We start from the raw sequence: 25,498 nt of genomic DNA, 5'->3' as shown, positions 1-25,498 counted from the left end.
TTTTTGGAGGTAATATGTCTATTTTATTGTTTTTTCTCATTCTAATGCCGCTTAGTATCCTTATACATGAATTAGGTCATGCGATCATTCCTACTTATTTTCCAAAAATCGTGTAGCAATTGTATTAGGGAATATTTCGAAATTAGAACAAAACAAAATCAAATTTCGCTCGGTAGAATTCGTTTTTACTTTTCTCTTTCTATACAAGGGTATTGCTACGCAGACTTGACTACTTTATCAAAATCTAAAAAAGTATTGTTCTTTTTATTCGGGGCGTTAGCTAGTCTACTGCTGAGTATTATCGCTTTTGTTTCTTTAAGTTCCATTGGGCATCCGATTCTTCGTGAAGTTATCGTATATACGGCTAACTTCAACTTCATTATGTTTCTATTAACTATTATTCCGATAAAATATCCGAAATGGTATTTATATGCAGGGAGAAAAAGTGATGGGTTACAAATAGTGGAATGTCTTAAGGAAAAAAAGATGGCGGCATAAGTTAATTTCTAAACAACTTGAGGAGGTAGCATAATGAGTAAAGACAAAGTAATTGGTTGGTTCATGTTATGGGGATTAATCTTACTATTTGAATTAATTTGGCTATATGCTCAATCTGCAAATACATATAATTATGGCGCACTAATTTTTATTGTAACGCTAATCTTTGTAACGGTGTCCGTCGGGGCAGTCGGACTTACCATCTTAATCAAATTTAGCAAAAGTGATATAGACGATAAAGAGGAAAGTGGATGAGAACTTTCCTCTTTTCTATTCCTAATTATTGGATTACTAAATGTTTTCCAACCACCCTGAAAGTTCTCCATCCTTACAGTTTAAATATTTACTTCTAGAAGATGTAACATCCACTAAAAAATACGTGTCTTTTCGATCAAAACAAGCCATCAAATACTTCTCAAGTACATCAATATCCTCAGTTGTTTTTACTAAAAAAGCAGTATCATGAACATTTTTTATATCGTAGAGTTTGGCCAATCGTTCATCTATGCAGTTATTTGTCCATTCTTGCTTACTAGCACATTCATATGTAAATAAGTATATACGATTCAATTTTTTCATTCCTTTCCTCTTAATATAATCATAACAAACGAAGCGAAGGGAATAAAACAGAACGATCATATGGATAGCTAATTATTTCATACTAAAAAAAGTGCGGTTCAACAGTTAAAGGAACCGTACTTTAATCACTTTTCTAAGACAAAGTGTAGTTCATAAGGCGAATGAACCGTACTTTAATCAATTCTCTAAGACAAAGTGCCGTTCAACAGGGGAATGAACCGTACTTTAATCACTTTTGTAAGACAAAGTGTAGTTCATAAGGTGAATGAAATGTACTTTAATCACTTTTCTAAGACAAAGTGTAGTTCATAAGGTGAATGAACCGTACTTTAATCAATTTCCTAAAACAAAGTGCCGTTCAACAATCAAATGAACCGTAATTTTATCACTTTTCGAAGACAAAGTGTCGTTCATAAGGCGAATGAACCGTACTTTAATCAATTTCCTAAAACAAAGTGCCTTTCAACAATCAAATGAACCGCACTTTAATCACTTTTCGAAGACAAAGTGTAGTTCATAAGGCGAATGAACCGTACTTTAATCAATTCTCTAAGACAAAGTGCCGTTCAACAGGGGAATGAACCGTACTTTAATCAATTTCCTAAAACAAAGTGCCGTTCAACAATCAAATGAACCGTAATTTTATCACTTTTCTAAGACAAAGTGTCGTTCATAAGGCGAATGAACCGTACTTTAATCAATTTCCTAAAACAAAGTGCCGTTCAACAGTCAAAGGAACCGTACTTTAATCGTTTTTCTAAGACAAAGTACCGTTCATCAGTCAAATTTCAACTTTTTTCTTTCAAGAATTGTGTAACTTCCTCCGCTGGAACTGGTTTACTAAAGTAATATCCTTGAAACTGTTTGCATCCCATACTCTTTAGTATTTCTAGTTGTTCCTTTGTTTCTACGCCTTCTGCTACCAAATCAAGTTGTAAACTTCTTGAAAGAGAGATGATGGAAAATACGACGGTTTTATTTGCTCCTTCATTGTTCAATTCCTTTACAAACTCTCTTGGAACTTTTAAAGCATGTATGGGCAGTTTTACTAAGTATGCGAGCGATGAGTAGCCTGTACCGAAATCATCAATGGACACTTGAATACCTAGATCGGTAATTTCATTTAACTTTTGGATGGTATCTTCATTACTGTACATAGCAATTGCTTCCGTTATTTCTAGTTCTATGAGCGCTGGATTAATTTTCGTTTCTAATAATATTTCTTTTAACATGTCTACAAAACCTGCTGATTGAAACTGTTTAGGTGATATGTTGACAGCTACTTTTATTTTCAATCCAATATCTTGCCATATCTTCCCTTGTGAGCAAGCTTCTCGTAAAACCCACTCGCTAATAGGGCCTATCAGATTCATGTTTTCCGCTATTGGAATGAAGGAAAGAGGAGGTATCAAACCTTTTTCAGGGTGATTCCATCGAATCAGTGCCTCTACACCATATGCTTTCCCACTTTTTGAGTTCATTTGCGGTTGATAGAATAAAGTGAATTCATTGTTTTGAATAGCATGGAAAAGATCTTTTTCAATCATAAATTTATTCTTTGATTCATCTTGCATTTCTTCCTCATACACCTGATATTGATTTTTACCTTTTGATTTTGACTCATACATTGCGATATCTGCTTTTTTCATTAATGATAAAGGAGTGGTAGGTGCATGATCATATGTATAAAATGCAATACCAATACTTGCTGTTGTACGGAAATCCGTTCCTTTTATATTATAAGGAAAACTTAGCTGTTCAATAATACGATTTGATATATTCAACACTTCCGATTCCTGCTGACAACTTGATATTAACAACGTAAATTCGTCTCCACCTTGTCTAGCAACTATGTCACCTTCATTCACACAAGTAAGTAGGCGCTTAGATACTGCGTAAATTAGTTCATCACCTGCATCGTGCCCTAATGTGTCATTAACAAGTTTAAATCGATCTAAATCTAAATACATAACAGCTGTCATTCCCTGATTTTCATGCACCGCTTGAAGCTGTTGGGCCAACTTCTCTTCGAAAAAAGCTCTGTTTGGAAGTTTTGTTAAAGAATCGTGATGAGCTAAATAATTGTATTGTTGTATTAGTCTTTTGTTTTCTACTAAAACGACTACTTGTCTAATAAACACAATAATAATGGCAATAAACGTACCAACATTTATGGCTTCCGTATTTGTATTTCCAGTCTTAATCAATACTATTAACAGTAAGGCGATGCTTGCGTATGGTAACGCAATTTCCATAAACTCTCGTTTCAACTTGCTTCCTTTTTTCTTACGTGTGTGTTTGCTACTTTTCTCTTCGAAATAAAAACTGGATATCCCTACAAGTAATAATGAAGCGGTGAAAAGTGGATCAATTAAACTACCAGTATCATAGTTACCTGTCACTAATAAATACAAGTAGCTAGAGTCAGCAACGATTTGAAAGACTAGTCCTAACAGGATAATAAAAAGCCCTTTTCGCAACTTTGTAAAATTCTCACTTAAATAAAGAGTGATGATGACGGAAGCTAGCAATAAAAGACCTCCAATTGGATATCCCAGATAAACAAATAAAAATACACCGTCTATATCTGAATCTAGAACTAACTTGTGAATCAGAAAGTGATAGCTTAGTGTAGTTGCTACTGTCATGATAATCAGTATTTCAAATACAAATCGTATTCCTCTAAAAATTCTTCCTTCCGAAAACCATAAAATGATAAAAGCAATTAAGAAAAATATTATTTGCAACATATAAAATAAATCAGGGGAACCTGGGAATGGTATTTCTGTCCTTAAATATACTTCATAATAACTCCATGCGATTTCTGCTAGAAAATAACTAAAACATCCAGCTGATAAAAGAATTAAAAAAGGTTTTGAGATTTGTTGTTTTATTCTTGTTGCGCGAAAAAGCCATATGGAAGCTAACAATGGAGCAAGAAGGGAAAATAGATTACGAACGACAACGATGTAAGAATTTTCGTCGTTTCCAAAAAACAGAACAACGTAATAACTTAATATATAAGTAGTAATAAAAAAAATTAACAACTTTTGTTTGGAAAACAACACGAGATTCACCTTCTGAATAGGTATTTAGAACTATACTGATATTCTACTACATTTCGACAAGATATTACATATATTTTATCTATAGTGGTGTAATTATTTACTTAAGAGTAAAGTTGTAAAAGGGAAAAAATGTTATATTGGTGAAATAAGTGTAGAATTCTATATTTTCCTTTCTGAAAAAATTTATTATTAATATGCAACTTTTTCTTTGTTCGTTCGACTATTGAGTTACAAAAAAAGAATAGGAGGTGCACGATTGACGTGGGAGGAACTTTACTTAGAGTATAGCGAGAAAATTTATAGATACATATTACTTATGGTAGGAAATGAAGAAACAGCAGAAGATTTAACGCATGACACTTTTGTTAGAGTTGATAAGGCCATTAAAACGTATAAAGGAAATGCTAGTTATTATACATGGCTAGTCTCGATAGCCCGAAATGTAACATATGATTATTGGCGGAGAAAGAGGAAGATTCGCTTTCTTCCATTAGGGAAAAAAGAAGCCGCAGTCAGTCGTGACTTTCCTGAGGAGTTACTTTTAAAAGAAGAAGAAATACAAGAGCTTTACTTTGAAATAAAGAATTTAAAATGGAACTACAAAGAGGTAATCGTACTAAGGAAGATACAAGGACTATCAATAGAAGAAACAGCAATGGCGCTTGGTTGGTCCATCAGCAAAGTAAAATCTACTCTACAAAGAGCATTGGTTGCATTGAAGGAACAAGTAGAAGTTCAACAAAGGAAAGGGGGACTTCACGATGGACAAAAAAACGTTAAGTAAACATACACCAGAAGGTCACTTTTCTAAGTTAGGTGAATGGGAAAGAAGGGAGGAGAGAAAAGAGGCAACGAGAAAGAAAATCGAAGCAACAATAAAGAGACAAAGATATTCTTTTCGTCCTTATGTCGCTACTAGTGTAGTAGTTGTTTTGTTTGCAGTCCTATTGATTTCCTCTATACCACAACTATACAATACTACGCCTGAGACAAGCCAAGTAACAGAAGAAAGGATAAAAATGCAAGGCAAGTTAATAGAAGAATATTTTATGGTGGAACCAACACAACCGATTAATAGAAAAATATTAATTGCTAGAATATATGAAACGCAAAGAGAGTTGGATTTTGGGAGCAACTTTTCAAAGAATCTTGGAGATGTTACGGTTCAGTATGAAAAAATAGAGCAAAAAAATATGGATAAATTAAATATGGCTTTTGTTTTCGAAGGAGTTACTTATACAATTCAATACTTTTTAGATGAGAATAATAATGAACAAGACGCCTTCCAATTTGTTGAAGAGGTTATTAATAAGGTGAAAAGTAAGGAGTTGTAAGGAGGGGAAGATTTGTTAAGGTACCTGTTGATTTCTATTAGAGAAAGATGGATAACGATGAGTTTAGTTATCCTAACCTTATTAACAGTTGGTATTGGCTATCTATGGTCTCAAACTATTACGGAACGTATTAGTATTCAAGCCAAAAGCGATTTAGAAGAAAATTGGCGTTATCAATATGATATTTTAGTTCTACCTAATAGCATGGACCAGGACTTAGCGTTAGAAGGCGGTTGGATACCACCACAGTCAAGTATATCTTCCTATGGTGATATCTCTTTTGAAGAGCTTGAAATAATTCGAGAAATTTCAGGTGTTAAAGTCGCAGCTCCATTATCATTAATTGGCTTTTATGAAGGAGCAGGGATCTCCACACAGGCTGCTAATGCAGAAAAAGGCTATTTTTATATTATTAATATGGAAAAGAAAGTGAATGATGGATTAAGTGATCATATTGTAAGTTCATCTAACTTTCTAACATACTATTACGAAGAGGAAATGGAAGACTCCCTCATTTTTCAATCTTACAATAAAGAAAAAAATATTCCAGAGGGTTTTCGAGTTCAAGTTCCACCCATGGGGCATTTAAGGTATCCAAATGAATTACTAATTGTAGCAATTGATCCTGAAGCGGAAGAGCAAATCTATTCATTCGAAGAAAGTATGGAAGGGGGACTTTCCTCTTTAATTGAAGCAAAAATCAACCACTCTTCACAACCTACTTTGCCATTTATTGCACTAATTAACCAAGAGTACGAAGTAGAAGAAACGTTAAAAATTTTGAAAATAGATATTCCTTCTGAAGTTACAGAAGATGATTTAACCGAAGGTACGGAAACCTATCTAAGAAGTCTTCCATATGAGGAAATTGTAAATATCACTATTCCAACCTTTTCGCCTGAATGGCGACATAAAAATACCAATCTTTATGTAGAGAATGATAGTTACATAGAAGACCCAATCGGTATTGCGCCGTTCTCAACATTTTATAAATATAGCCCTTTAAAATATCGTGTGTTATCTGAACAAGCAGGAACGATTCCAGAAATACTGGTAGAGCAAGTACCACCACCATCTTTCAAAGCATTCAGTATTGATTTTCCGACCTACAGAACTCTGTTTGATGAGAATGAGGATTTGCATTTAACACCTAATATAGTTGGTTATTATGATCCGGGGAAAATAATACCGTTATATGAACAAGCATGGGAGATTGGTGACCCTGTAGACATATATACACCTTACCATAGTATGATTATGGAAGACGGTGATGGAAACAAAATTCCACATTCTCCACTACTTCCTTTACCTATAAAAAGTACATACTATCCTGGTGCGCCAGATATGCTTACTACAATTAATGCAGCCAGAATCTTTTATGGAGAAACACCACCACTATCCTCCATAAGAGTCGTAGTAGATGGAGTGAGTGATCGAACTGCAGATAGTCAACGAATTATCGAGGATGTTGCAAAACAAATAATAGATAAAACAGGACTGAGAGTAGAAATAATGTTAGGATCTGCTCCAGGAAAAGTACATGTTCAGTTAGAAGGAACGGAAGAAGGACAGGTTGGGAAAGTAGAAGAAGCATGGCAACAACAAGGAGTTAGTTGGACAATAGAGGAGCAAATTGAGGGAACGAATAAATATCTTTTCTACTATATACTTTTTATGAGTCTAATTTTCTGCTATACAGTAAACACTCATAGTTTGTTAAAACGATCAAAGGAGTTTGCTATGCTCCGAGCTATTGGCTGGTCACGTAAAAAAATAGGAATAACTTTATTTTTGGAAGTATTGGTTCTCACTTTTATTTCCATTGTCTTATTAGTTTGTGTAAGTGCATTTAATAGGATGCTAGATTCACATGAATATCTCTTAATATGGGCAGTTTTATTTTTACTTACAGCGATTGGATATGTGTCTGGTAGTGTAAAAGTACTTACTGTTTCACCGAGAGAAGGGCTGCATGGTGAAACAAGGCAAAAGTCCAAAAGAAGAGGCATTGGAATAAGTGGACTTGAATCATTTATTTTACATCAAATGCTAAGAAGACCGTTTCGCTTCGGATTACTAGTAATAATGATTGCCATAACAACACTTATGATTTTATTATTTGTAACTACTCAGCAAAGCATGTCAGATTTTCTATTTTTAAGCTTTTTAGGTGATACCATTGATATGAAGTTAGAGTCCTATCAACGAACTTTCTTGTATGTAGGGATTATGTTATCCGTGTTGAGCATTGGATTTATTTTAGTTTTAAGTATTGTAGAACGAAGTAGTGAATGGACACTTTTTCGATCAATCGGTTGGTCGAGAAGTAAAATACAAATGTTTTTGTGCTTAGAAGTCGGTGTTATTGGGTGTACGGGAGGAATATTAGGTACTTTAGCGGCAGTAATAATAATAAATTTATTTACGCAAACTTCATTGCCTGCTTGGTATTACATCGGTGCATTCCTTCTGCCTACATTAGCATTAGTGTTTTTCGCATTAATAGTAGTTCGTATTTTTGGTGGGAAGTCTAATGTTTTAAAAGGTCACTACTCAGCTTAGGAGGGAAACAAATGATTGAAGTAAAAGGTATATCTAAATCCTATCAGGTAGGAGAAGAAAGTATATGCGTCCTAAACAATGTATCCCTTCATATAGAAGCGGGCAGTTACGCTTCCATTGTGGGACCATCTGGCTCTGGAAAGTCAACTTTGATGCATATTGTTGGTGGCCTAGAAACTTTTAATGATAGGGAAGTAAGGATAGATGGAGAAGAAATAAATAAGTTAAACGATGCAAGGCTTTCAACATTTAGGAAAGAAAAGATAGGGTTTATTTTTCAACAGTTTCAACTACTTTCTACTGCCACAGCTTTAGAAAATGTTATGATGCCACTTTTATCATTCTTTAGCTCTAAAGATGTAAAGTATAGGGCAGAAGAAGCTTTGCAGAAAGTAGGACTTTCGCATAGAAAGCATCACTTACCATCAAGAATGTCCGGTGGAGAGCAGCAAAGAGTAGCAATTGCAAGGGCGTTAGTTACTAACCCGAGAATTTTATTGGCAGATGAGCCAACTGGAAACTTAGATTCAGACACAGGGAATTCTATCATCAAGTTAATGGAAGAAATTCACGATTTAGAAAATGTGACAATTATGATGATAACACACGATATGTCCATTGCAGAGCGTGCGGATAGAGTAGTTAAAATATTGGATGGTAGAATTGTTAGTTAACTTTTGTAAAAGTGCATTTTAATCTATATATTGCTGTTGAAAAATGTGTCCTTACTTATAAGGGCACATTTTGTCTTTACAAAAACTTAACAAAGTATCGGTTGAAATTAGTATATAAGTGTTTTATTATATAAGTGCTTGATTATATGTTTATATCTTTTTTATTTCATTCATAACATAACAGATTTAATACAAAACTAAGTGTGGAGGTGTTATTATGCAAACTACTTCAGTGGAACTTGAGAAAGCAGCGACTTTATTAAAGTTATTAGGTGATAAAACAAGGCTCACAATGGTAAAAATTATGGACTCACATGATTGCTGTGTTTGTGAATTTGTCGAGATTTTTAAAATGAGTCAACCAGCTATTAGCCAGCATGTGCGTAAATTGAAAGATGCTGGGGTAGTGAATGAATCAAGACGAGGGCAATGGATTATTTATTCTTTAAATAAATCAAGTGAACTTTATCCGCTTGTAAAAGATTTACTGAACCATCTCCCAAATCAAGATGAGAAATTAACAGAATTAGAAAAGCAGGGACTAAGAATCTCTTGTGAATAATAGGGGGAAACAACATGACAGCGACAATTCTCGCATCATTGATCTTTTTACTTACGCTAACGTTTGTTATTTGGCAGCCAAAAGGATTATCCATAGGATGGTCAGCAATTGGTGGAGCAATATTAGCGTTAGCGGTAGGTGTTGTTGATTTTTATGACGTAATAGATGTTACATCGATTGTATGGAATGCGACCTTAACATTTATCGCCATCATTATTATCTCACTCATACTAGATGAAATTGGATTTTTTGAATGGTCTGCACTTCATATGGCTCGCCTTGCAAAAGGTAGCGGTGTAAGAATGTTTGTTTATGTATCTTTACTAGGAGCTGTTGTAGCGGCATTTTTTGCAAATGATGGAGCGGCATTAATCTTAACGCCAATCGTTCTCGCGATGGTTCGAAATTTGAACTTTAACGAAAAAATGATTTTTCCATTCATCATGGCAAGTGGATTTATTGCAGATTCTACGTCGTTACCATTTGTTGTGAGTAACTTAGTAAACATCGTATCAGCTGACTTTTTTGGCATCGGATTTGTTGAATATGCAACTCGTATGTTTGTACCGAACTTGTTTTCATTAGTAGCAAGTATTTTAGTTTTATACTTATTTTTTAGAAAAAGCATACCGAAAGATTATGATATGTCACAGCTAAAAGAACCTGTGGAAGCTATTCGAGATCCTAAAATGTTCAAGTTATCTTGGTATGTCCTAGCGGTATTACTTGTAGGGTATTTCGCAAGTGAGTTTATAGGTGTACCAGTATCATTTGTAGCGGGAATTATTGCCATTTTCTTCTTACTAATGGCTAGAAGAAGCCCGGCTGTTAATACAACAACAGTTGTAAAAGGTGCACCTTGGGCGATTGTATTTTTCTCGATTGGTATGTATGTCGTTGTTTATGGATTAAGAAATGTTGGATTAACTAACGTGTTAACAGATGTGATTCAATGGACTGCTGATCAAGGTTTTTTTGCCGCAACGATTGGTATGGGCTTTATCGCAGCGATTCTTTCTTCATTCATGAATAACATGCCAACCGTGATGATTAATGCACTGGCAATTACAGATACGAATACGACTGGTGTCCTAAGAGAAGCATTAATATATGCAAACGTAATTGGTTCTGACTTAGGGCCGAAAATTACTCCAATTGGATCATTAGCTACGTTATTATGGCTACACGTACTCTCGTTAAAAGGCGTGAAAATCTCATGGGGAACTTACTTTAAAGTAGGTATCGTCCTAACCATCCCAACATTGTTCATTACATTGGTTGGTTTATATATGTGGTTGCTTATCATTCACTAATAAATTTTCCTTCAAGTTGTAGTATGAAAGGAAAGTTTGTGTAAAGCTTTAAAATTTTCATATCAATACAAAGTTGTTGTAAGCACGAGGTGTGAGACTCCTGCGGGATTAGTGTGTCAAGGGAGACCCCACAGGCGCCGCGCGCCGAGGAGGCTCCCGAGACCACCCGCGGAAAGCGAACACCTCGTGCTTACAACAACGGTTAGTACCCTGTAATTGTAATAAATTTGTAAGGGTAACTTTCACAAACAAAGGAGCTAATTCAAATGAGCAAAAAATCAATTTACTTTTTATGTACTGGAAACTCTTGCAGAAGCCAAATGGCAGAAGGTTGGGCGAAAAAATATTTAGGAAACGAGTGGGATGTTTACAGTGCTGGATTAGAAGCACACGGCTTAAATCCAAATGCAATTAAAGCTATGGAAGAAGCTGGAGTAGATATTACTGGACACACTTCAGATGTAATTGATCCGAAAATTTTAGACAATGCAGACTTAGTAGTAACACTTTGTGGCCATGCAGCAGACCACTGTCCAGTAACACCACCTCACGTAAAAAGAGTTCATTGGGGATTTGATGACCCTGCGAAAGCGGAAGGAACAGAAGAGGAGAAGTGGGCTTTCTTCCAGCGAGTGCGTGATGAAATTAAAGAACGTATCGAACGTTTTTCTAAAACGGGCGAATAATACAATCAATGTAGCCAAGGGAACATTCTCTTGGCTTTCCTATTATAAGAAAATTAGGAGGTAAAGGTAATGAGTAAAATTGAAATTTATGACCCAGCAATGTGCTGTTCTACTGGAGTTTGTGGCCCAAGTGTGGACCCAGAACTAACTAGACTTGCATCTGCTGTTTATTCTCTAGAAAAAAAGGGCTTTGATATTAAACGTTATCAATTAACAAACGATCCGGATAAATTTACGGAAAACAGTGAAGTAAACGCATTACTTCATGAAAAAGGTCCAGATGCTTTACCAGTCATCTTACTAGATGGAAAAGCTGTAAAAGTAGGAACATACCCAACAAATGAAGAACTTGCTGACTGGTTGCAAGTAACACCAGAAGAGTTAACAGAAAAACCGCGTATTCGATTATCATTAAACATGAAAAAATAAGGAAGAAAGAAGTGAAATTTCAATGTTTCCATCTTTTCAACCAACGGAGATAGTAAGTACGCCATTTTTATTTTTTACAGGTAAAGGTGGAGTTGGAAAAACGTCCACTGCAAGTGCAACGGCGGTCGCGTTAGCAGACAGTGGAAAAAAGGTGCTTTTAATTAGTACAGATCCAGCATCAAACCTACAAGATGTTTTTGGTGTCGAGTTAACCAATACACCTCAATCTATCCCAACTGTAAGTAACTTATATGCGAGCAATTTAGACCCAGAGGAATCTGCTAGGCTGTATCGTGAAAAAGTAGTAGGGCCTTATAGAGGGAAATTGCCAGAAGCTGTAGTTGCGACAATGGAAGAGCAATTATCAGGTGCATGTACGGTTGAAATCGCTGCTTTTGATGAGTTTACTAGTCTATTGACAGACTCGGGAATTGTATCTAATTATGACCATATTATTTTCGATACTGCACCTACAGGACACACTCTTCGATTACTACAATTACCGACTGCTTGGAGCGGTTTTTTAGAAGAAAGTACGCATGGAGCTTCATGCTTAGGTCCTCTTTCTGGACTAGGTGATAAAAAAGATGCTTACGGAAAAACAGTAGCTGAGCTGTCTGATGAGAGCAAAACGACATTAGTGCTTGTAACAAGGCCAGAGCAATCTTCTATTAGGGAAGCGAGTAGGGCATCGGTAGAGTTAAGAGAAATTGGCATGCAAAATCAACTGTTGATTGTGAATGGCCTTTTAACAGAAAGAATAGAAGAGGACGAAGTGTCTACTGCTTTCTATAATAGACAAAGGGAAGCTTTAAGTATGTTACCTAAGTCATTTCTCCAAAAGAACGTTTACAGATTACCATTTGTTTCGTTTTCTTTAACTGGTGTAAATAACTTAAGGAAACTTTTTCGTAATGAAGATACCTTAGTGGAAAAGGCTTTAATAGAAAACAATATAGAGCTACCAGGATTGAAGGATGTTATTCAAGATTTCTCAGAGAGTAATAAGAGAATCATTTTTACAATGGGTAAAGGTGGAGTAGGAAAAACGACGATTGCATCTGCTATTGCAGTAGGATTAGCAGAAAAAGGACACCAAGTTCATTTAACAACAACCGATCCAGCTAGTCACGTCCATTATCAGTTCCAACAAAGCGCTATGAACGAGAGGCTAACTATTAGTAGTATCGATCCTAAGCAACAAGTGGAAGCATATAAGGCAGAGGTTATGGCTAAAGCGGCTCCAGATTTGGATGAAGAAGGACTAGCCTATTTACAAGAAGACTTAAATTCTCCATGTACAGAGGAAATTGCAGTATTTCGTGCATTTGCGGATGTGGTAGCAAAGTCAGATAATGAAATAGTTGTCATAGATACGGCTCCAACAGGACATACGCTACTGCTGCTTGATGCTGCTCAGTCTTATAGCAAGGAAATTTCTAGGTCTACAGGAGAAGTGCCAGAAAGTGTAACAAAACTACTTCCAAAACTAAGAAATGAACAAGAGACGGCTGTTGTAATTGTAAGTTTAGCTGAAGCAACGCCAGTGTTAGAAGCAGCCCGATTGCAAGAAGACTTAAAGCGAGCCAGCATTCAACCTACATGGTGGGTCATGAATCAGAGTATGTATGCAACAGGAACAAAAGACCCAGTATTGAGTGGAAAAGCAGCTTCGGAACTCTTTTGGTTACAAAAGGTGAGCGACGAACTAGCTGAGAAGTGTGCCATAGTACCATGGATGAAAGAAGAAAAAATAGGCTATGAAAAATTAAAAGACTATTCCCATTAGGAGGAACATCAATGGATAACAAAAACTATCATGAACTTATTAAAGGTCGCATTTTTATAGGTGGAGCAGATGACGTACAAGATATGTTGAATAACGAAAAAGTAGACGTTGTGTACGATTTACGTGCGGAAGCGCCAAATGAAGAGGTTACGTACACTCGCTTGCATAGCCCGATTGTAGATGATGCAGCAGATCAAGATGAATCCATTAAGACTTCTGTTGATCACGTTGTAAAAGCATACAACGAAGGAAAGAATATTTACTTCCATTGTCAAGGAGGCAGCAATCGTACAGGTACAGTCGCAATCGGCACATTGCTATCCTTAGGCGAAGCTACTACAATGGAAGAGGCAGAGAAAATTGCTAAAAAAGCTCGTCCAAAAATTAACGTAAAACCTGAAATGAAAGAAGCTTTAGGGAGAGTTTACGGGAAATAAGAGGGGAATGGATTTTACATGTTACAGATAACAGATAATGCGAAAGAAATGATTCAAACTGTATTGAAAGAAAATGGAGCGGAAGGAATTCGCTTGTTTGAAGTAGATGGGTGCTGTGGACCACAGTTTGCTCTTTCACTTGATGCACCAGAAGAAAACGATCACGTTGAAACAATCAACGGAGTTGTAGTTGCGATGGAAGAACACATTGTGAAAGTGGAAGGACTAGTTTTAGATCTAGAAGAATCGGAAAATGGCACAGGCTTAGTGTTAATTGGTGCGGATGGTTGTTGCTAGTAAGTACTCATATAATATTTAAAAAGAGTAGTCACAGCTGAATTTGGCCTTTGACTACTCTTTTTATTGTTTTCTCTGTGCGCGCCAAGAAATGTGAATGGACACAATCTCTATAATTCCTTGCCACAATTCATCACTTTCGAAACAAACAACACAACTCTTCCGACAACAGATTATTAATTTCTTTTTGATTTAGATCGTAATAACTCCACGTTCCACGTGTTTCCTTCGTAATAATCCCTGCATCTAGCAAAATCTTTAAATGATAAGATAACTTCGACTGCGCCATACCTATCATAGGCGCTAAATCACAAACACACATTGCACCTTTTTCCGTTAAAATGTTCATAATTTGTAGACGTTTTTTATCAGCAAGAGCTTTAAACTTACTTTCATACGAAGCGAAGATTTTATCTTTCGAGATGTCCTGTATAAAGATTTCTTGTTTCATAAAATCACCTTCTTCAAAGAATTAATCAAATTTTATTGATACTTATATCGTATGTTTTATGGCATCAGAAGTCAATGTGTAATGTGGAATTTCAAATAATTTAAAGGAAATGTAATTCAAATGTAGAAATGTAAGGGATAGTTAATCAATAAAGGAGTTCATAGTATGTTTCAAATATTCGATACTAATGACTTAGAAAAAACCTCTTTCATACATAACGAAGTCCAGTACAATATCATTCACCGAATATTAGAAGGTGACAATGCCATAAGATATATGTCTAGAGATGGCAACTTAATTTACGCACAAACACCAGGAAATAATCCTTGGCTATGGATGGATAAAAAAACCAAAGAAGAAGAAAAAAATGAGTTAGTTAACAAACTCTTATCCTTTTTAGCTCACGTAAAAATTCCTGGTATCACGGCGGAACCAAATCTAGCCAATTATTTTGCAGATGAGTATGCAAGAAGGAATAATAAATCATACTCATTAACGATGGAAATGGAAGCATATGAACGAACGGAAGTTTTACCTCCTAAAACGGTACAAGGAGAAATGAAGCTTCCTTCGGATAATGATGTGGAATATATTGCACAATTTCTTTCTGGATTTTATTTAGATGGTCATGGATTGGAAGTTGATCCTATAACGCTACTTGGTAAGGCAAAAAAAATCATAGATACTGGAAATCTTTATATATGGGTTGTAGACGGAATCCCTGTTTCCATGACAAATGTTTCACATCGGTCACCACGACATGCCAGAATAAACAGTGTGTATACACCACCTCAACAGCGTAAAAAAGGTTATGCAAGTGCTTTAGTTCATGAAGTGTGTCGGGGAATTGAACGAGATGGACTAACACCAATGTTATATGCCGATGTTCAGAATCCTACTTCTAACAAAATCTATCAAGACTTAGGATTTAAGGTGTGTGGGAAAATTAGAGAGTTTTCATTCATTACTGAGTAGTGAATAAAGGTGGAATAGATTTGAATATAGCAACAGTGGACGTTAAGGTACAAGTGAATGAAAATGACTTTACGGAGAGGGAATTGAAGCTACTAGAAGTACTTTTCTTAAACATAGCTGCACCAGCTAATGCACAAATTACTGGGATTGGATTAGCTTTCAATCCTCTAAGCTTGGGAGAGAAAGATATTTTTTACATGCAATTTGCATGGCAAAACTCTCTTGAGGATAAAGTTTATTCAGAAATGAAAGAAACGTTAAATAGAAGGTTTGAAATTGCATTGAAAATGTCTAACATTGAAGGGGTAACTATCAAATTAATTGAAAATTCATTTGCAACAACTATATAGATAAATAAAAGGAGATGTAAAGTATGATCCCACAAAGAGTTAGTTTATTAACAATCGGGGCAGTAGACTTACCAGCTTTACGCGCATTTTATCAAAAATTTGGCTGGGAAGAAGGAGAAATAAGCTCCGACAATTATGCAGTATTTAAAACAGCTGGTGTTATTCTCTCCATTTTTCCAATTGAAGAATTAGCAAAAGATGCTGGAGTGGAGATTAGTAAAGATATAGAATCGTTTCGTGGTGTCACATTTGCTATAAATGTAGATTCAGTAGAAGATGTGGGTACAACGATAGAAGCAGTTAGACAAGCTGGTGGAAAGATTCTTCGTGAACCAAGTGATGCGTTTTGGGGCGGAAGAACGGCCTATTTCGCGGACCCGGAAAATAATTTATGGGAAGTCGCTTGGAACCCTTCCTCTGTTTTTGATGAACGTGGGGCAATGTTAAGCTTTTAATATAAAAAATAACCTTAGAGATAGGGTTATTTTTTATAAAAGGATTGGTGAAATAAATAAACTTAGCCTACAGAAAGTAAGCCAAACTGATGTAGTTTTGTGTTTATCAGAAGCAAAAAATTTACCCCTTAAGAAAAGCAAATAAATTTCTTTACAAGTGTAAAAAAATATATTCCAAAACCTATTAACTGCAAAGTTATAGACTATTTTCTTAAAAATAACGGAGCAAGTATAACCTCGATTGACTAATCCTTTATCAAAACAAATTCATCATCTTTTAACCGAATAACTTGCTGACCCATTTTTTGTTCGAATTGCAATAATCGCTGTTCAATCGTTAAACTCTTTTTGTTTCGGAATAAATCTTCTCTGTCATAGTGAGGGAAGACTAATTTGTCTGTTAGCTTTAATGCATCTAACTTCTTTAACTTAGTTGTGTTCATTTCTGGTGTAAAAAATTGTGCAACTTGAATGTTGCTGCCTAATACCATTGCTCCAGCACTAACCCCTACTATTACTACGTTTTCCTTTGCTAAATTTTTCAAGATGTTACTGGCACCACTTTTTTTCAAATTCATTAGTAAATGGAATGGATTCCCACCATTAATGTATAGTACATGGTAGTCTAGAAGAGAAGAGGCATCGTCCGTTTCCACGTCTAAAAATTGTACTTTCTGAAATCCCATTTCTTTGAATTCTTGATGTGCCTTTTTGGCAAAGCGATTATTTTCTTTTTGAGCGGAAGCGGTAGTGATTATAACTGCATTTAAGTTAAGAGGTGAGTCTTCTATTAGTTCGAAAAACGCCTCTTTAATTTCATCTGTATAAAAACCGCTGGAAGTCATTAATAATTTCATACTCTTGTTCACCTCTGTACGTTAATAATTCTATAAACACAACAAAAAACCTTTTATTTGAGAAAATGGGAACTTGAACTTGTGTAGCGTCGTCTATTTTATGAAAGAAAGGGGGAAGCGGATGGAGAACAACAAGTTAGAAAATCATGAGCTAATGGAATCACTAATCGATGAATATGGCACTGATTTAAAGAGATTAGCTTACATGTATATCAAAGATCATGCATTAGCAGAAGACATTCTTCAAGATGTTTTTGTTTCTTGCTATAAAAATATAAATAACTTTCGAATGGAAAGCAGCTACAAAACTTGGTTAGTTAAGATAACGATTAACAAATGTAAAGATACATTAAAGAGGTGGAGTTTTCGTAACCTTATTTTTAAAGAAAAGGTAAGTTCCATAAACATAAATCAGACTACGCCAGAGCATGTTCTAATTGAGAATGAGGAAGATATCCTCTTATATGAACAAGTAATGAAGTTACCAATCCAGTTTCGTGAGGTTATTATCCTTTTTTATTATGAAGAATTACATATTGAAGAGATTAGTTCGTTACTAGGTGTAAAAGTGAATACGGTTAAAACGAGGTTACATCGGGCAAGGCAGAAATTAAAAGAGATGTTGAAGGGAAGTGGGATGCATGGATGAAAAGTTCAAAGGACTAAAGAGTAGGTGGAATCGATCTATTTTACATGATGTAAAAGTTTCTCCAACTGAGAAACAAAGAATACTCCGTTCATTACAACAAGCTCCGAAACGACGTCCGCCCTTCAACTATTATGTGGCAGTAGCAGTAGCATTTCTATTATTTATTGTTTTAGTCCCAAGTTTGTTTTCGACAAAAGAAGAAAGTGTACGGAGTTTTAATGCTAGTGAATCGTTAAAGGATATTTATGGATATAGTGTTTTTATATCAGAATATGATGATTATATTATTAAATATGTTCAAAAAACACCAAATGACCAGGGCGGGGTAGATACTACTTTTTACTATGTAAGAGATATAGGTGATAATCTACAAGTAGAGGTACGTGAGCAAGAAGATATTATATTCGGTTTTTCAGAACTTCAAGATGTTATTTTTAGTGTCATGTATAGTGACCGCACTTATACAGAATCAGAGTTGAGTGCACCGTACCGAGGATTTTATAACGATGTGAAAGTAAATTATGAAGTAGTATCAATAGAAAATGAGCACTATTATGTAGCATCTTTTAATGCATTAAAAGGTGGATCGTATCAGATAAGATACAATACGGAAAAATTAGGAAATAAGGAATATGAGAAGTTACTAGAAGACTTTGTTTTTGGTATGTATGATTTTTCGTATAAGGGGAGCGGTTGGAAAGTTATTTTATTCACCTTGAGTCTATTCTTGTATGCTGTTTCATTTGGTTTTATTGGGTTTGGGCTTATTACTTTTTTAATAAGGTTAGAAAGGTTAAAAGGTGGGGCTATGATGATGGTTGGGATTATCATTATGGTTGTTTTATCGTACTTAAGTCGAGTATTGACTTCATGATAACACTATTTTAAAGAAGGAAAAGCTGCTCCATTTATTTGGGCAGCTTTTCCTTCTTTTAATACATGTTAGGTGGTACTTCACGTAACACTTGTGGTAGTGTATTGTGCATGTAAGGTGGAGCTGGTTGTAAGGTAGGCCTTTTGGCTAGTGGATCTGGGTTCTCTACGTAATTGAATGTTCCTAGCCCATCCATACTTGTTCCGTGTGCCCATCTACCAGTTGCACTCTCATTACCACTTGATAAATTGAATAGTGTATATGAAACTCCTTGTTTTTCCAACTCTTTTGGGAATGTACTTGGTACAACAACATTTTCTTTTGCTTCCAATTCTTTAATGGCAGCAATCCATTGATTTTGATGCATGCAATCACGAGCAATTAACCATGAAAGCATGTCTCTCACACCGCGATCTGTCGTTTGCTCATATAGTCTAACTGCTTGAAGGCGACCTTGAGATTCAGCTGTTAAGTTTGCTCGGAAATCAGCAAGTAAGTTGCCGCTAGCAATAATGTAACCAGCGTTCCAAGGAACACCAACACTATTTACTGGCATTGCTCCTAAACCTGATACTATGGCATGTTGAGGATTCATCCCACCAAGAATGGCACCGATTACTGGATTTTCAGCGGCTTTTTCCAAATCTCCAACAGGTGCCCCATCTAATAATCTAGCAATCATCGTAGAAAGCATTTCAATATGGGCTAACTCTTCAGCACCAGTGTCCATTAATAAATCTTTGTATTTCCCGTTACCTCTTAAGTTCCAGCCTTGAAACATATATTGCATCGCAACAGATATTTCACCAAATTGTCCACCTAAAATTTCTTGTAACTTTTTTGCAAATATTGGATCGGGTCTTTCGGGCTTTGCGTTATATTGAAGATCTTTTACATGATAAAACAATTGCACACACCTCTCATCAAATTGACTCATCAACATACTTTATTAAAATTATTAGTGTTAGGTGTTTGTCTTGTAAGAGAAATTTTAGTGGCGCGAAAAAAATAAGTATTTACTATTCTTATAGTGTAAATGTTTTTTCACTATTTTTCGTACATCGAAACGTGTATGATAGATAGTAAATTGGTCTCATAAACATACGGGGGTATGTAACATGTTTTTTAAACAGAAGGAAAAACAAATAAAAAAACTACAATTCGAAAATGAAAATGTTGTGTTGAATATAAAAGATAACAGCTCCATTAGTAAGCAAATTTCTATGATTGGGTTAACAAAAACGGATTTGCAAATTATGAAAAGTCTGGAGCCGTTTGTTTTAGAAAAAATAGATTCTATTGTTATTAGGTTTTATGAAAACTTAGAAAACGAACAATCTCTGAAAAGTATTATAAATGATCATAGTTCCGTTGAGAGATTAAGAGGAACGTTAAAACGTCATATTACGGAAATGTTTAATGGTGTAATAGATGAGGAATTTTTCTATAAAAGAACAAAAATTGCCCATATGCATGTGAAAATAGGGTTGCAAACGAAATGGTACATGTGTGCATTCCAAGATTTATTGTTAGCTTTGACTGATTTAATAGAAGAGAATTTAGAAACAAAAGAAGAGATCTTGAGGGCTTTTAGAGCCGTTACGAAAATATTAAATCTAGAGCAACAATTAGTATTAGAAGCTTATGATCTTGAAACAGAACGATTAAAAGAAGTAGTTGCCAAACAAAAGACTGAGATTAGAACGAGTGTTGCTTTGGCTGCGGAAAATTTAGCAGCGATTGCTGAAGAAACAAATGCGTCTTTCTATCAATTAAATGTTCAATCAGAGGAGATTGTTTCGTTTGCTAATAAAGGTACGGAACTATCGTTGTTAGCCGAAGACCGTTCCCAAAAGGGACAAGCACAAATAGAAAAACAAAACGGAAATATGGATAACATTCAAACGTCCGTCCATGATATCTCAAGTGACGTAGAAAATTTATTAAATATAACTCAGCAGATGCAGGATATTGTAGATATCGTAACAAGTATTGCAGATCAAACAAACTTGTTGTCTTTAAATGCTGCGATTGAAGCAGCAAGAGCTGGTGAACATGGAAGAGGATTTTCAATCGTAGCTCAAGAAGTTCGTAAGCTTTCGGAAGAAACGAAGAAGTCTGTTTCGAATGTTTCTGAATTGATTAATAATACAAATACGCAAGTAACACGATTAACTGCTTCTCTCGATAAAATTATAAAAGCAGTTGAAAGTGGAAATGAATTAATGGATGAAACGGAAAATCATTTTAAAGACATTAACCGAACGATGGGTGAAACGAAAGAGCAGAATAATAAAGTTCAGAGCGAATTAGTTGCTTTCAAAAATGTGTTATTGGAATTAGGAAAGGCGTTTGAAGAAGTTGCTTTGTCAGCAGATCAGTTAACAATGATAACAAATGACATGGAATAATAGGGTTAGAAAGGAGATAAGATGACGTATTTATTAATAGCGGTTGCAATCATAATATTAGCTGGTGGCTTATTTGTCACTATTTCACTTGCTTCTAACAGTGATCAAAACTACGATAACGCGACAAAAGGTAATTTATCAAGACTAACTTACATTTATATCGCTTTAGTTGTATTTCTAGCAGCTGGATTAGGATTATACATTTGGAAGTTCGTTTAAACATAGTGAACACAGTCTTTCTTTTAAAGAGGCTGTGTTTATTTTTTTGTCGAACGATTACAGTTGTTTTATTTTGGAAAGTGTAATATAGTACATTACAAGAGTAATGCACTATGTCGGATAGGTGGTGTGATTTTGAAACTAAATGACGATAAACCAATTTATGTCCAAATAGCCGAGTGGTTGGAGACAGAGATTTTAAACGGGAATTTTAAAAACGATGAAAAAGTTTATTCCCAATATCAGTTAGCAGAAGTCTTTAACATTAATCCTGCAACAGCTGCAAAAGGACTAAACATCTTAGCAGATGAACAAATTCTCTATAAGAAAAGAGGGTTAGGAATGTTTGTAACAAATGGAGCGCAGGACATTATTTTGGCGAAGCGAAAAGCATATACGTTAAAAAGGTTAGTTGCCGAGGTTGTAATAGAAGCAGAACGTTTAAATGTAACAAAAGATGAATTGATCATGATGATTAAAGAAATGAAGAGCGGGGAGGAAGGAAGATGAATGTAGTAGAGTGTAAAGATGTTTCTAAAAGATACTACGGGGGAACTCACTACGCATTAAAAAATACGACTTTTCAGATTGAACAAAATAAAATTACAGGACTAATTGGAAGAAACGGTGCAGGGAAATCAACATTATTAAAGTTGATAGCTGGATATATGTATGAGACTACTGGAGATATAAAAGTGTTTGGTGAAAGACCATTCAATAACTTACTGGTTTCAGCAAATAGCATTTTTGTAGACGACAAAATGAGCCTTCCAGCGACACTGAATGTTTCCGAAATATTACAAGTGACTGGCACCTTTTATGAGAGGTGGGATCATGAGTTGGCTCAGCGTTTGTTTGATTATTTTAGCTTCCATCCGAAGCAAAGCCACCAAAGCTTATCAAAAGGAAAGAGTAGTACGTTTAATATGATTTTAGGGTTGGCATCTAGATGTGCTTTAACGATATTCGATGAGCCAACAACTGGAATGGATGCAGCGGTTCGGAAAGATTTTTACCGTGCTTTACTGAAAGATTACTTGGCAAATCCAAGAACAATTCTATTATCAAGTCACCATATGGAAGAGATTGAAGACATTATTGAAGATGTTTTGTTAATTAACGAAGGGAAAGTAGTATTGCATATGCCCATTGAAGAGTTTAAGGAATATGCAGTGGCATTTACGGGGCCAGCACCGGTTTTAGATGATTGGCTTGCTGGTAAAGACAGAATTCATACGAAAGAATTAGAGTTTGGTAAAGTATATACGGTTGTGAAAAATGATTTTTCGAGTGAAATGCTGGATATGGCAAGGCTTAAAGGATTGGATGTTTCGAAGGTTTCAGCAAGTGACTTAAGCGTCTATATGACAGATAAAACGGTAGGGGGAATAGATGATGTATTTAAGTAAACCGTCTGTTTCTGAGATTGTGAAAAAGCAGTACCTATATAAATTAAAGTCAGTGAATGTATATACTCCTTTAGTATTAGTTCAATTAATGGCTGTGTTATTTTCACTTATAAGTACAAGTTCATCTGGTTCTTATTCTGGTGGAGTTGGAATAATGAGAGCTCACTATTCTGTAGATGTAGTGATTGGCTTTACACTCGTGTGGGCATTCATTATCTCTTTCACTATGGCAACGAAAGTGTATCGAGAAGACGATTTTACTTTCGTTACAAATCGATTGACTTATAGCTTATCTAATATATTGTTTCTCGTTTCCATTACAATCTTTGCTGCTATTACTAGTATTTTATCAGGGCATTTGTTGAATGTGGTTGCTTCCATTTATCACTCGAATAAGCCATCAATCTTTTACCATGACCTAGATATAACTCTAAAGATGTATTTGACTGGCATTGTCGTGACAATTTTGATTATGCTGTTTGTAAGTTCTATTGGATATTTTGTAGGTGTGTTAACACAGTTGTTACCAACCTTAAAGTTTGTGCTACCAGTTGTTTTTATTGGGATGTTCATGATGCAACTGTCTTTTATTCCAACAATCTTTGAGTTTTATTTTCAAGAAAAGATATTTTCTCTTTTTCTTCTTAAACAATTAGTTACGGTATTTTTGTTGTTTTCAGCAACAGTCTATCTTTCTAAAAGAATGGAGGTTAGACAATGACAGCTATATTGGTAGTATGGCCATTAATATTGTTAGTTTTGGTTGTTATTTTTACTATGTTCTTAGTTAGAGGAAGAGATAAAGCAAAGAATAAATATTCTTCTTCAAGAAAAAGGTTCACTATATTGTATGGTTATGTTGGAATCTTAATAGTTGCACTTGTTGTTTCACCTTTTATACATTCTGAAGAGGTGAAGGTAGATTTAGCAGAAAGAGAGTTTGAGTCATCTGAACAATTTAAGATATCCGAGGAGATTTATGCTGGCAGGATTTCATCAGTTGATGAAAAACTAATCCAAAAGCGAAGTGAGTTTAGTCTTCCTGAAAATAAGTTAATTCTAAAACATTTTCACGAATACAACCCGTTAGAAGTAGTAGTAGAGCGTCTGGAGGAAGATGGAAATAAAGTAGAAATGTTAGTAATTAAGCGACGTGTAATTGATAACGGAGTGGACTTTTCCGACAAATTTGACCCAGTAAATGTAACGGTAGACGAGGGGAAAATAGAGATTACTCGAATGTATGAACAAGAATTAAGGATTGGTGTTGTGCAACATGGATTTCCGTTCTATTTATTTACAGATAAAAATCCATACGGAATGAACCATGACTATTCATACATTAGTGATGAAATTATCTATCTCCGTGTCCCAAAAAACATCGAAATCATCCATGACGAAAACCACGTCTACCTATACGAAATAGGCAAATAATATTAACAAAAATTACAGGGATGTTTAAACAATATTACGGGTGCCAGGCACCTGTAATACTGTTGAAATACAAGGGAGGAATACTAGTTGAAAGTTGCGTTTTTTATTTTACTTGTAATCTTTTTATTAATTTTATATATGTATTATTTTTTATTGGTACCCGCTCCTTTTTAAACAACTTACAATTTATATAAATTAGGGTGACGCATAGGTTCAGAGAATGAGCCTATGCGTTTTATTTTTGTTTCAAAAGAATGTTATGATTGTTTTACCACATATTTAGGAGGAAGTAGACATGATTTCTATTACATTCCCTACAATTAAAGAAGCATGCAAGATTGCGAGCTTCATAGGAACCTTAAATAAACAGAACGAGCATCACATCGGTTATATCGGTACAAAGGTAGAGGAGATTGAAAATGCTCTTTTGAATGACTTCAGCGATATTCCTTTTCATAAAAGCTTTGTAATGGCGTATGAAGATAACCAATTAGTAGGTGTATTAGGATTTGATGTTGACTTAGAAAATGAACAAGCCGAAACATGGGGTCCATTTGTAGTGCATTCAAAATCAGGAAAGATTAGTGATTTGATGTGGGACTCTATTCTAAAGATTGTACCTAGGGAAGTAAAAACTCTTAGTTTCTTTGTTAATGAATCTAATAGAAATTGTCTAGATTTTGCCGTTAAACAATCTGCTGAAGAAAAAGGACTTCACTCTATTTTAACGATTACAAAAGAACAATTAGCGGAACAATACATTGGTGGAATGAAGGAAATGGCTGACCAAGAAAGAATGGCTGTTGTTGATTTACATAACGAAATTTTTCCTAACACTTACCTATCTGGCAAGCGAATGATCGATAACGTCAATGAACTTAATAAACTATTTGTTTGTAAAAGAGATGGTGAATTTGCTGGATATATTTATGTGGAGGCAAATCCTGAATTTGGAGATGCATCGATTGAGTTTTTTGCAGTTAGTCCAGCGTATAGAGGTAAGGGTATAGGGAAAGCACTACTATTGCACGGTGTGAGTTGGCTATTATCTTTTGATTCTATTAACAAAATTCAGTTATGTGTGAATGCAAAAAGTGAACAGGCCATTCGGTTATATAAAAAGATAGGGTTTGAAGAGATATACACTTTAGTTTACTTGGAGAAAGACATTTCTTAGAAAGAGGTG

The 25,498-nt window shown here is 35.1% G+C and carries 30 protein-coding genes and 1 pseudogene; 26 read left to right on the top strand and 5 right to left on the bottom strand.

Translation table 11 applies throughout. The features are described from left to right. Positions 1-225 precede the first annotated feature (225 nt). Complete coding sequence (locus tag CDZ89_RS15615) at positions 226-498, top strand: hypothetical protein (RefSeq protein WP_100333958.1); 273 nt, start codon at positions 226-228, stop codon at positions 496-498. 33 nt (positions 499-531) lie between these two features. Next, a complete protein-coding gene (locus tag CDZ89_RS15610; protein ID WP_096155361.1) occupies positions 532-753 on the top strand; it encodes a hypothetical protein in 222 nt (73 codons plus the stop codon). 36 nt (positions 754-789) lie between these two features. Here CDZ89_RS15610 and CDZ89_RS15605 read toward each other — a convergent pair whose 3' ends face one another. Together CDZ89_RS15605 and CDZ89_RS15600 are read right to left on the bottom strand one after the other, a co-directional pair. Then, entirely contained in the window at positions 790-1,068 is a 279-nt protein-coding gene (locus CDZ89_RS15605; RefSeq protein WP_141395218.1) for a hypothetical protein, read from the bottom strand. Positions 1,069-1,865: 797 nt separating this feature from the next. After that, positions 1,866-4,142 carry a DUF4084 domain-containing protein gene (locus tag CDZ89_RS15600; protein ID WP_157842760.1) on the bottom strand — a complete coding sequence of 759 codons (2,277 nt, stop codon included), beginning with the start codon at positions 4,140-4,142 and terminating at the stop codon, positions 1,866-1,868. 259 nt (positions 4,143-4,401) lie between these two features. Here CDZ89_RS15600 and CDZ89_RS15595 point away from each other — a divergent pair, with 259 nt between their 5' ends. From CDZ89_RS15595 to CDZ89_RS15545, 11 genes are all read left to right on the top strand, one after another. Then, the gene (locus tag CDZ89_RS15595; RefSeq protein WP_157842759.1) at positions 4,402-4,929 is read left to right on the top strand and encodes an RNA polymerase sigma factor; all 528 of its coding nucleotides are present in this window, start codon (positions 4,402-4,404) and stop codon (positions 4,927-4,929) included. Then, positions 4,907-5,479, top strand: coding sequence for a hypothetical protein (locus CDZ89_RS15590; protein ID WP_100333955.1), 573 nt, complete (start codon positions 4,907-4,909; stop codon positions 5,477-5,479). The genes CDZ89_RS15595 and CDZ89_RS15590 overlap by 23 nt, the downstream gene beginning before the upstream one ends. A 12-nt stretch (positions 5,480-5,491) precedes the next feature. Then, entirely contained in the window at positions 5,492-8,041 is a 2,550-nt protein-coding gene (locus tag CDZ89_RS15585) for an FtsX-like permease family protein (protein ID WP_100333954.1), read from the top strand. Between the two features lie 11 nt (positions 8,042-8,052). Beyond that, positions 8,053-8,715 (top strand): ABC transporter ATP-binding protein, encoded by a 663-nt coding sequence (locus tag CDZ89_RS15580; RefSeq protein ID WP_100333953.1) that lies wholly within the window; start codon positions 8,053-8,055, stop codon positions 8,713-8,715. 217 nt (positions 8,716-8,932) lie between these two features. After that, the gene (locus CDZ89_RS15575) at positions 8,933-9,277 is read left to right on the top strand and encodes an ArsR/SmtB family transcription factor (RefSeq protein WP_096155354.1); all 345 of its coding nucleotides are present in this window, start codon (positions 8,933-8,935) and stop codon (positions 9,275-9,277) included. A gap of 14 nt (positions 9,278-9,291) precedes the next feature. Then, positions 9,292-10,590 (top strand): arsenic transporter, encoded by a 1,299-nt coding sequence (locus CDZ89_RS15570; protein WP_096155353.1) that lies wholly within the window; start codon positions 9,292-9,294, stop codon positions 10,588-10,590. Positions 10,591-10,856: 266 nt separating this feature from the next. Beyond that, a complete protein-coding gene (gene arsC / locus CDZ89_RS15565) occupies positions 10,857-11,276 on the top strand; it encodes an arsenate reductase (thioredoxin) (RefSeq protein ID WP_096155352.1) in 420 nt (139 codons plus the stop codon). Between the two features lie 69 nt (positions 11,277-11,345). Further along, positions 11,346-11,705, top strand: coding sequence for an arsenite efflux transporter metallochaperone ArsD (gene arsD, locus CDZ89_RS15560; protein WP_096155351.1), 360 nt, complete (start codon positions 11,346-11,348; stop codon positions 11,703-11,705). A gap of 22 nt (positions 11,706-11,727) precedes the next feature. Beyond that, a complete protein-coding gene (arsA, locus tag CDZ89_RS15555; RefSeq protein ID WP_100333952.1) occupies positions 11,728-13,494 on the top strand; it encodes an arsenical pump-driving ATPase in 1,767 nt (588 codons plus the stop codon). 11 nt (positions 13,495-13,505) lie between these two features. Beyond that, positions 13,506-13,931, top strand: coding sequence for a protein-tyrosine phosphatase family protein (locus CDZ89_RS15550; protein WP_096155349.1), 426 nt, complete (start codon positions 13,506-13,508; stop codon positions 13,929-13,931). Between the two features lie 18 nt (positions 13,932-13,949). Next, positions 13,950-14,228, top strand: coding sequence for an adhesin (locus tag CDZ89_RS15545; protein ID WP_096155348.1), 279 nt, complete (start codon positions 13,950-13,952; stop codon positions 14,226-14,228). A gap of 133 nt (positions 14,229-14,361) precedes the next feature. On the opposite strand, the gene CDZ89_RS15540 is transcribed toward CDZ89_RS15545, so the two are convergent. After that, the gene (locus CDZ89_RS15540; RefSeq protein WP_096155347.1) at positions 14,362-14,679 is read right to left on the bottom strand and encodes an ArsR/SmtB family transcription factor; all 318 of its coding nucleotides are present in this window, start codon (positions 14,677-14,679) and stop codon (positions 14,362-14,364) included. A gap of 165 nt (positions 14,680-14,844) precedes the next feature. Here CDZ89_RS15540 and CDZ89_RS15535 point away from each other — a divergent pair, with 165 nt between their 5' ends. Genes CDZ89_RS15535 through CDZ89_RS15525 form a run of 3 tightly spaced genes read left to right on the top strand, consistent with a single transcriptional unit; the run spans position 14,845 to position 16,459 of the window. Further along, the gene (locus CDZ89_RS15535; protein ID WP_096155346.1) at positions 14,845-15,654 is read left to right on the top strand and encodes a GNAT family N-acetyltransferase; all 810 of its coding nucleotides are present in this window, start codon (positions 14,845-14,847) and stop codon (positions 15,652-15,654) included. A 20-nt stretch (positions 15,655-15,674) separates the two neighbouring features. Further along, the gene (locus tag CDZ89_RS15530) at positions 15,675-16,004 is read left to right on the top strand and encodes a hypothetical protein (RefSeq protein ID WP_100333951.1); all 330 of its coding nucleotides are present in this window, start codon (positions 15,675-15,677) and stop codon (positions 16,002-16,004) included. A 23-nt stretch (positions 16,005-16,027) separates the two neighbouring features. Continuing rightward, positions 16,028-16,459, top strand: a complete 432-nt coding sequence (locus CDZ89_RS15525; RefSeq protein ID WP_100333950.1) for a VOC family protein — start codon at positions 16,028-16,030, stop codon at positions 16,457-16,459. A gap of 245 nt (positions 16,460-16,704) precedes the next feature. On the opposite strand, the gene CDZ89_RS15520 is transcribed toward CDZ89_RS15525, so the two are convergent. Further along, positions 16,705-17,316: a Type 1 glutamine amidotransferase-like domain-containing protein gene (locus CDZ89_RS15520; RefSeq protein ID WP_096155343.1), complete on the bottom strand. Its 612-nt coding sequence runs from the start codon at positions 17,314-17,316 to the stop codon at positions 16,705-16,707. Positions 17,317-17,437: 121 nt separating this feature from the next. On the opposite strand from CDZ89_RS15520, the gene CDZ89_RS15515 reads away from it, so the two are divergent. Continuing rightward, a complete protein-coding gene (locus CDZ89_RS15515) occupies positions 17,438-17,965 on the top strand; it encodes a sigma-70 family RNA polymerase sigma factor (protein WP_100333949.1) in 528 nt (175 codons plus the stop codon). Then, entirely contained in the window at positions 17,958-18,839 is an 882-nt protein-coding gene (locus CDZ89_RS15510; RefSeq protein ID WP_096155341.1) for a hypothetical protein, read from the top strand. Before CDZ89_RS15515 ends, CDZ89_RS15510 begins: the two co-directional genes overlap by 8 nt. A gap of 58 nt (positions 18,840-18,897) precedes the next feature. Here CDZ89_RS15510 and CDZ89_RS15505 read toward each other — a convergent pair whose 3' ends face one another. Continuing rightward, positions 18,898-19,746, bottom strand: coding sequence for a manganese catalase (locus CDZ89_RS15505; RefSeq protein WP_100333948.1), 849 nt, complete (start codon positions 19,744-19,746; stop codon positions 18,898-18,900). A gap of 211 nt (positions 19,747-19,957) precedes the next feature. Between CDZ89_RS15505 and CDZ89_RS20555 the strand changes: the two are divergent. From CDZ89_RS20555 to CDZ89_RS15470, 8 genes and pseudogenes are all read left to right on the top strand, one after another. Beyond that, a pseudogene (locus CDZ89_RS20555) lies at positions 19,958-20,485 on the top strand (protoglobin domain-containing protein); the annotation flags it as partial. 69 nt (positions 20,486-20,554) lie between these two features. Beyond that, positions 20,555-21,250 (top strand): methyl-accepting chemotaxis protein, encoded by a 696-nt coding sequence (locus CDZ89_RS20550; RefSeq protein WP_406564930.1) that lies wholly within the window; start codon positions 20,555-20,557, stop codon positions 21,248-21,250. Between the two features lie 21 nt (positions 21,251-21,271). Further along, positions 21,272-21,469: a hypothetical protein gene (locus tag CDZ89_RS15495; protein ID WP_096155338.1), complete on the top strand. Its 198-nt coding sequence runs from the start codon at positions 21,272-21,274 to the stop codon at positions 21,467-21,469. A gap of 129 nt (positions 21,470-21,598) precedes the next feature. After that, complete coding sequence (locus CDZ89_RS15490) at positions 21,599-21,979, top strand: GntR family transcriptional regulator (RefSeq protein WP_100333947.1); 381 nt, start codon at positions 21,599-21,601, stop codon at positions 21,977-21,979. After that, entirely contained in the window at positions 21,976-22,878 is a 903-nt protein-coding gene (locus tag CDZ89_RS15485) for an ATP-binding cassette domain-containing protein (protein ID WP_096155336.1), read from the top strand. Before CDZ89_RS15490 ends, CDZ89_RS15485 begins: the two co-directional genes overlap by 4 nt. Continuing rightward, positions 22,862-23,599, top strand: coding sequence for a hypothetical protein (locus tag CDZ89_RS15480; RefSeq protein WP_157842758.1), 738 nt, complete (start codon positions 22,862-22,864; stop codon positions 23,597-23,599). Before CDZ89_RS15485 ends, CDZ89_RS15480 begins: the two co-directional genes overlap by 17 nt. Beyond that, positions 23,596-24,312, top strand: coding sequence for a hypothetical protein (locus tag CDZ89_RS15475; protein WP_096155334.1), 717 nt, complete (start codon positions 23,596-23,598; stop codon positions 24,310-24,312). Before CDZ89_RS15480 ends, CDZ89_RS15475 begins: the two co-directional genes overlap by 4 nt. A gap of 295 nt (positions 24,313-24,607) precedes the next feature. Then, positions 24,608-25,489, top strand: a complete 882-nt coding sequence (locus CDZ89_RS15470; RefSeq protein ID WP_100333945.1) for a GNAT family N-acetyltransferase — start codon at positions 24,608-24,610, stop codon at positions 25,487-25,489. The last annotated feature ends 9 nt before the right edge of the window (positions 25,490-25,498 follow it).

The sequence above is a fragment of the Bacillus alkalisoli genome, assembly GCF_002797415.1.
Taxonomy (GTDB): domain Bacteria; phylum Bacillota; class Bacilli; order Bacillales; family Bacillaceae_I; genus Bacillus_CD; species Bacillus_CD alkalisoli.
This window is presented reverse-complemented; position numbering and strand designations above follow the sequence as displayed.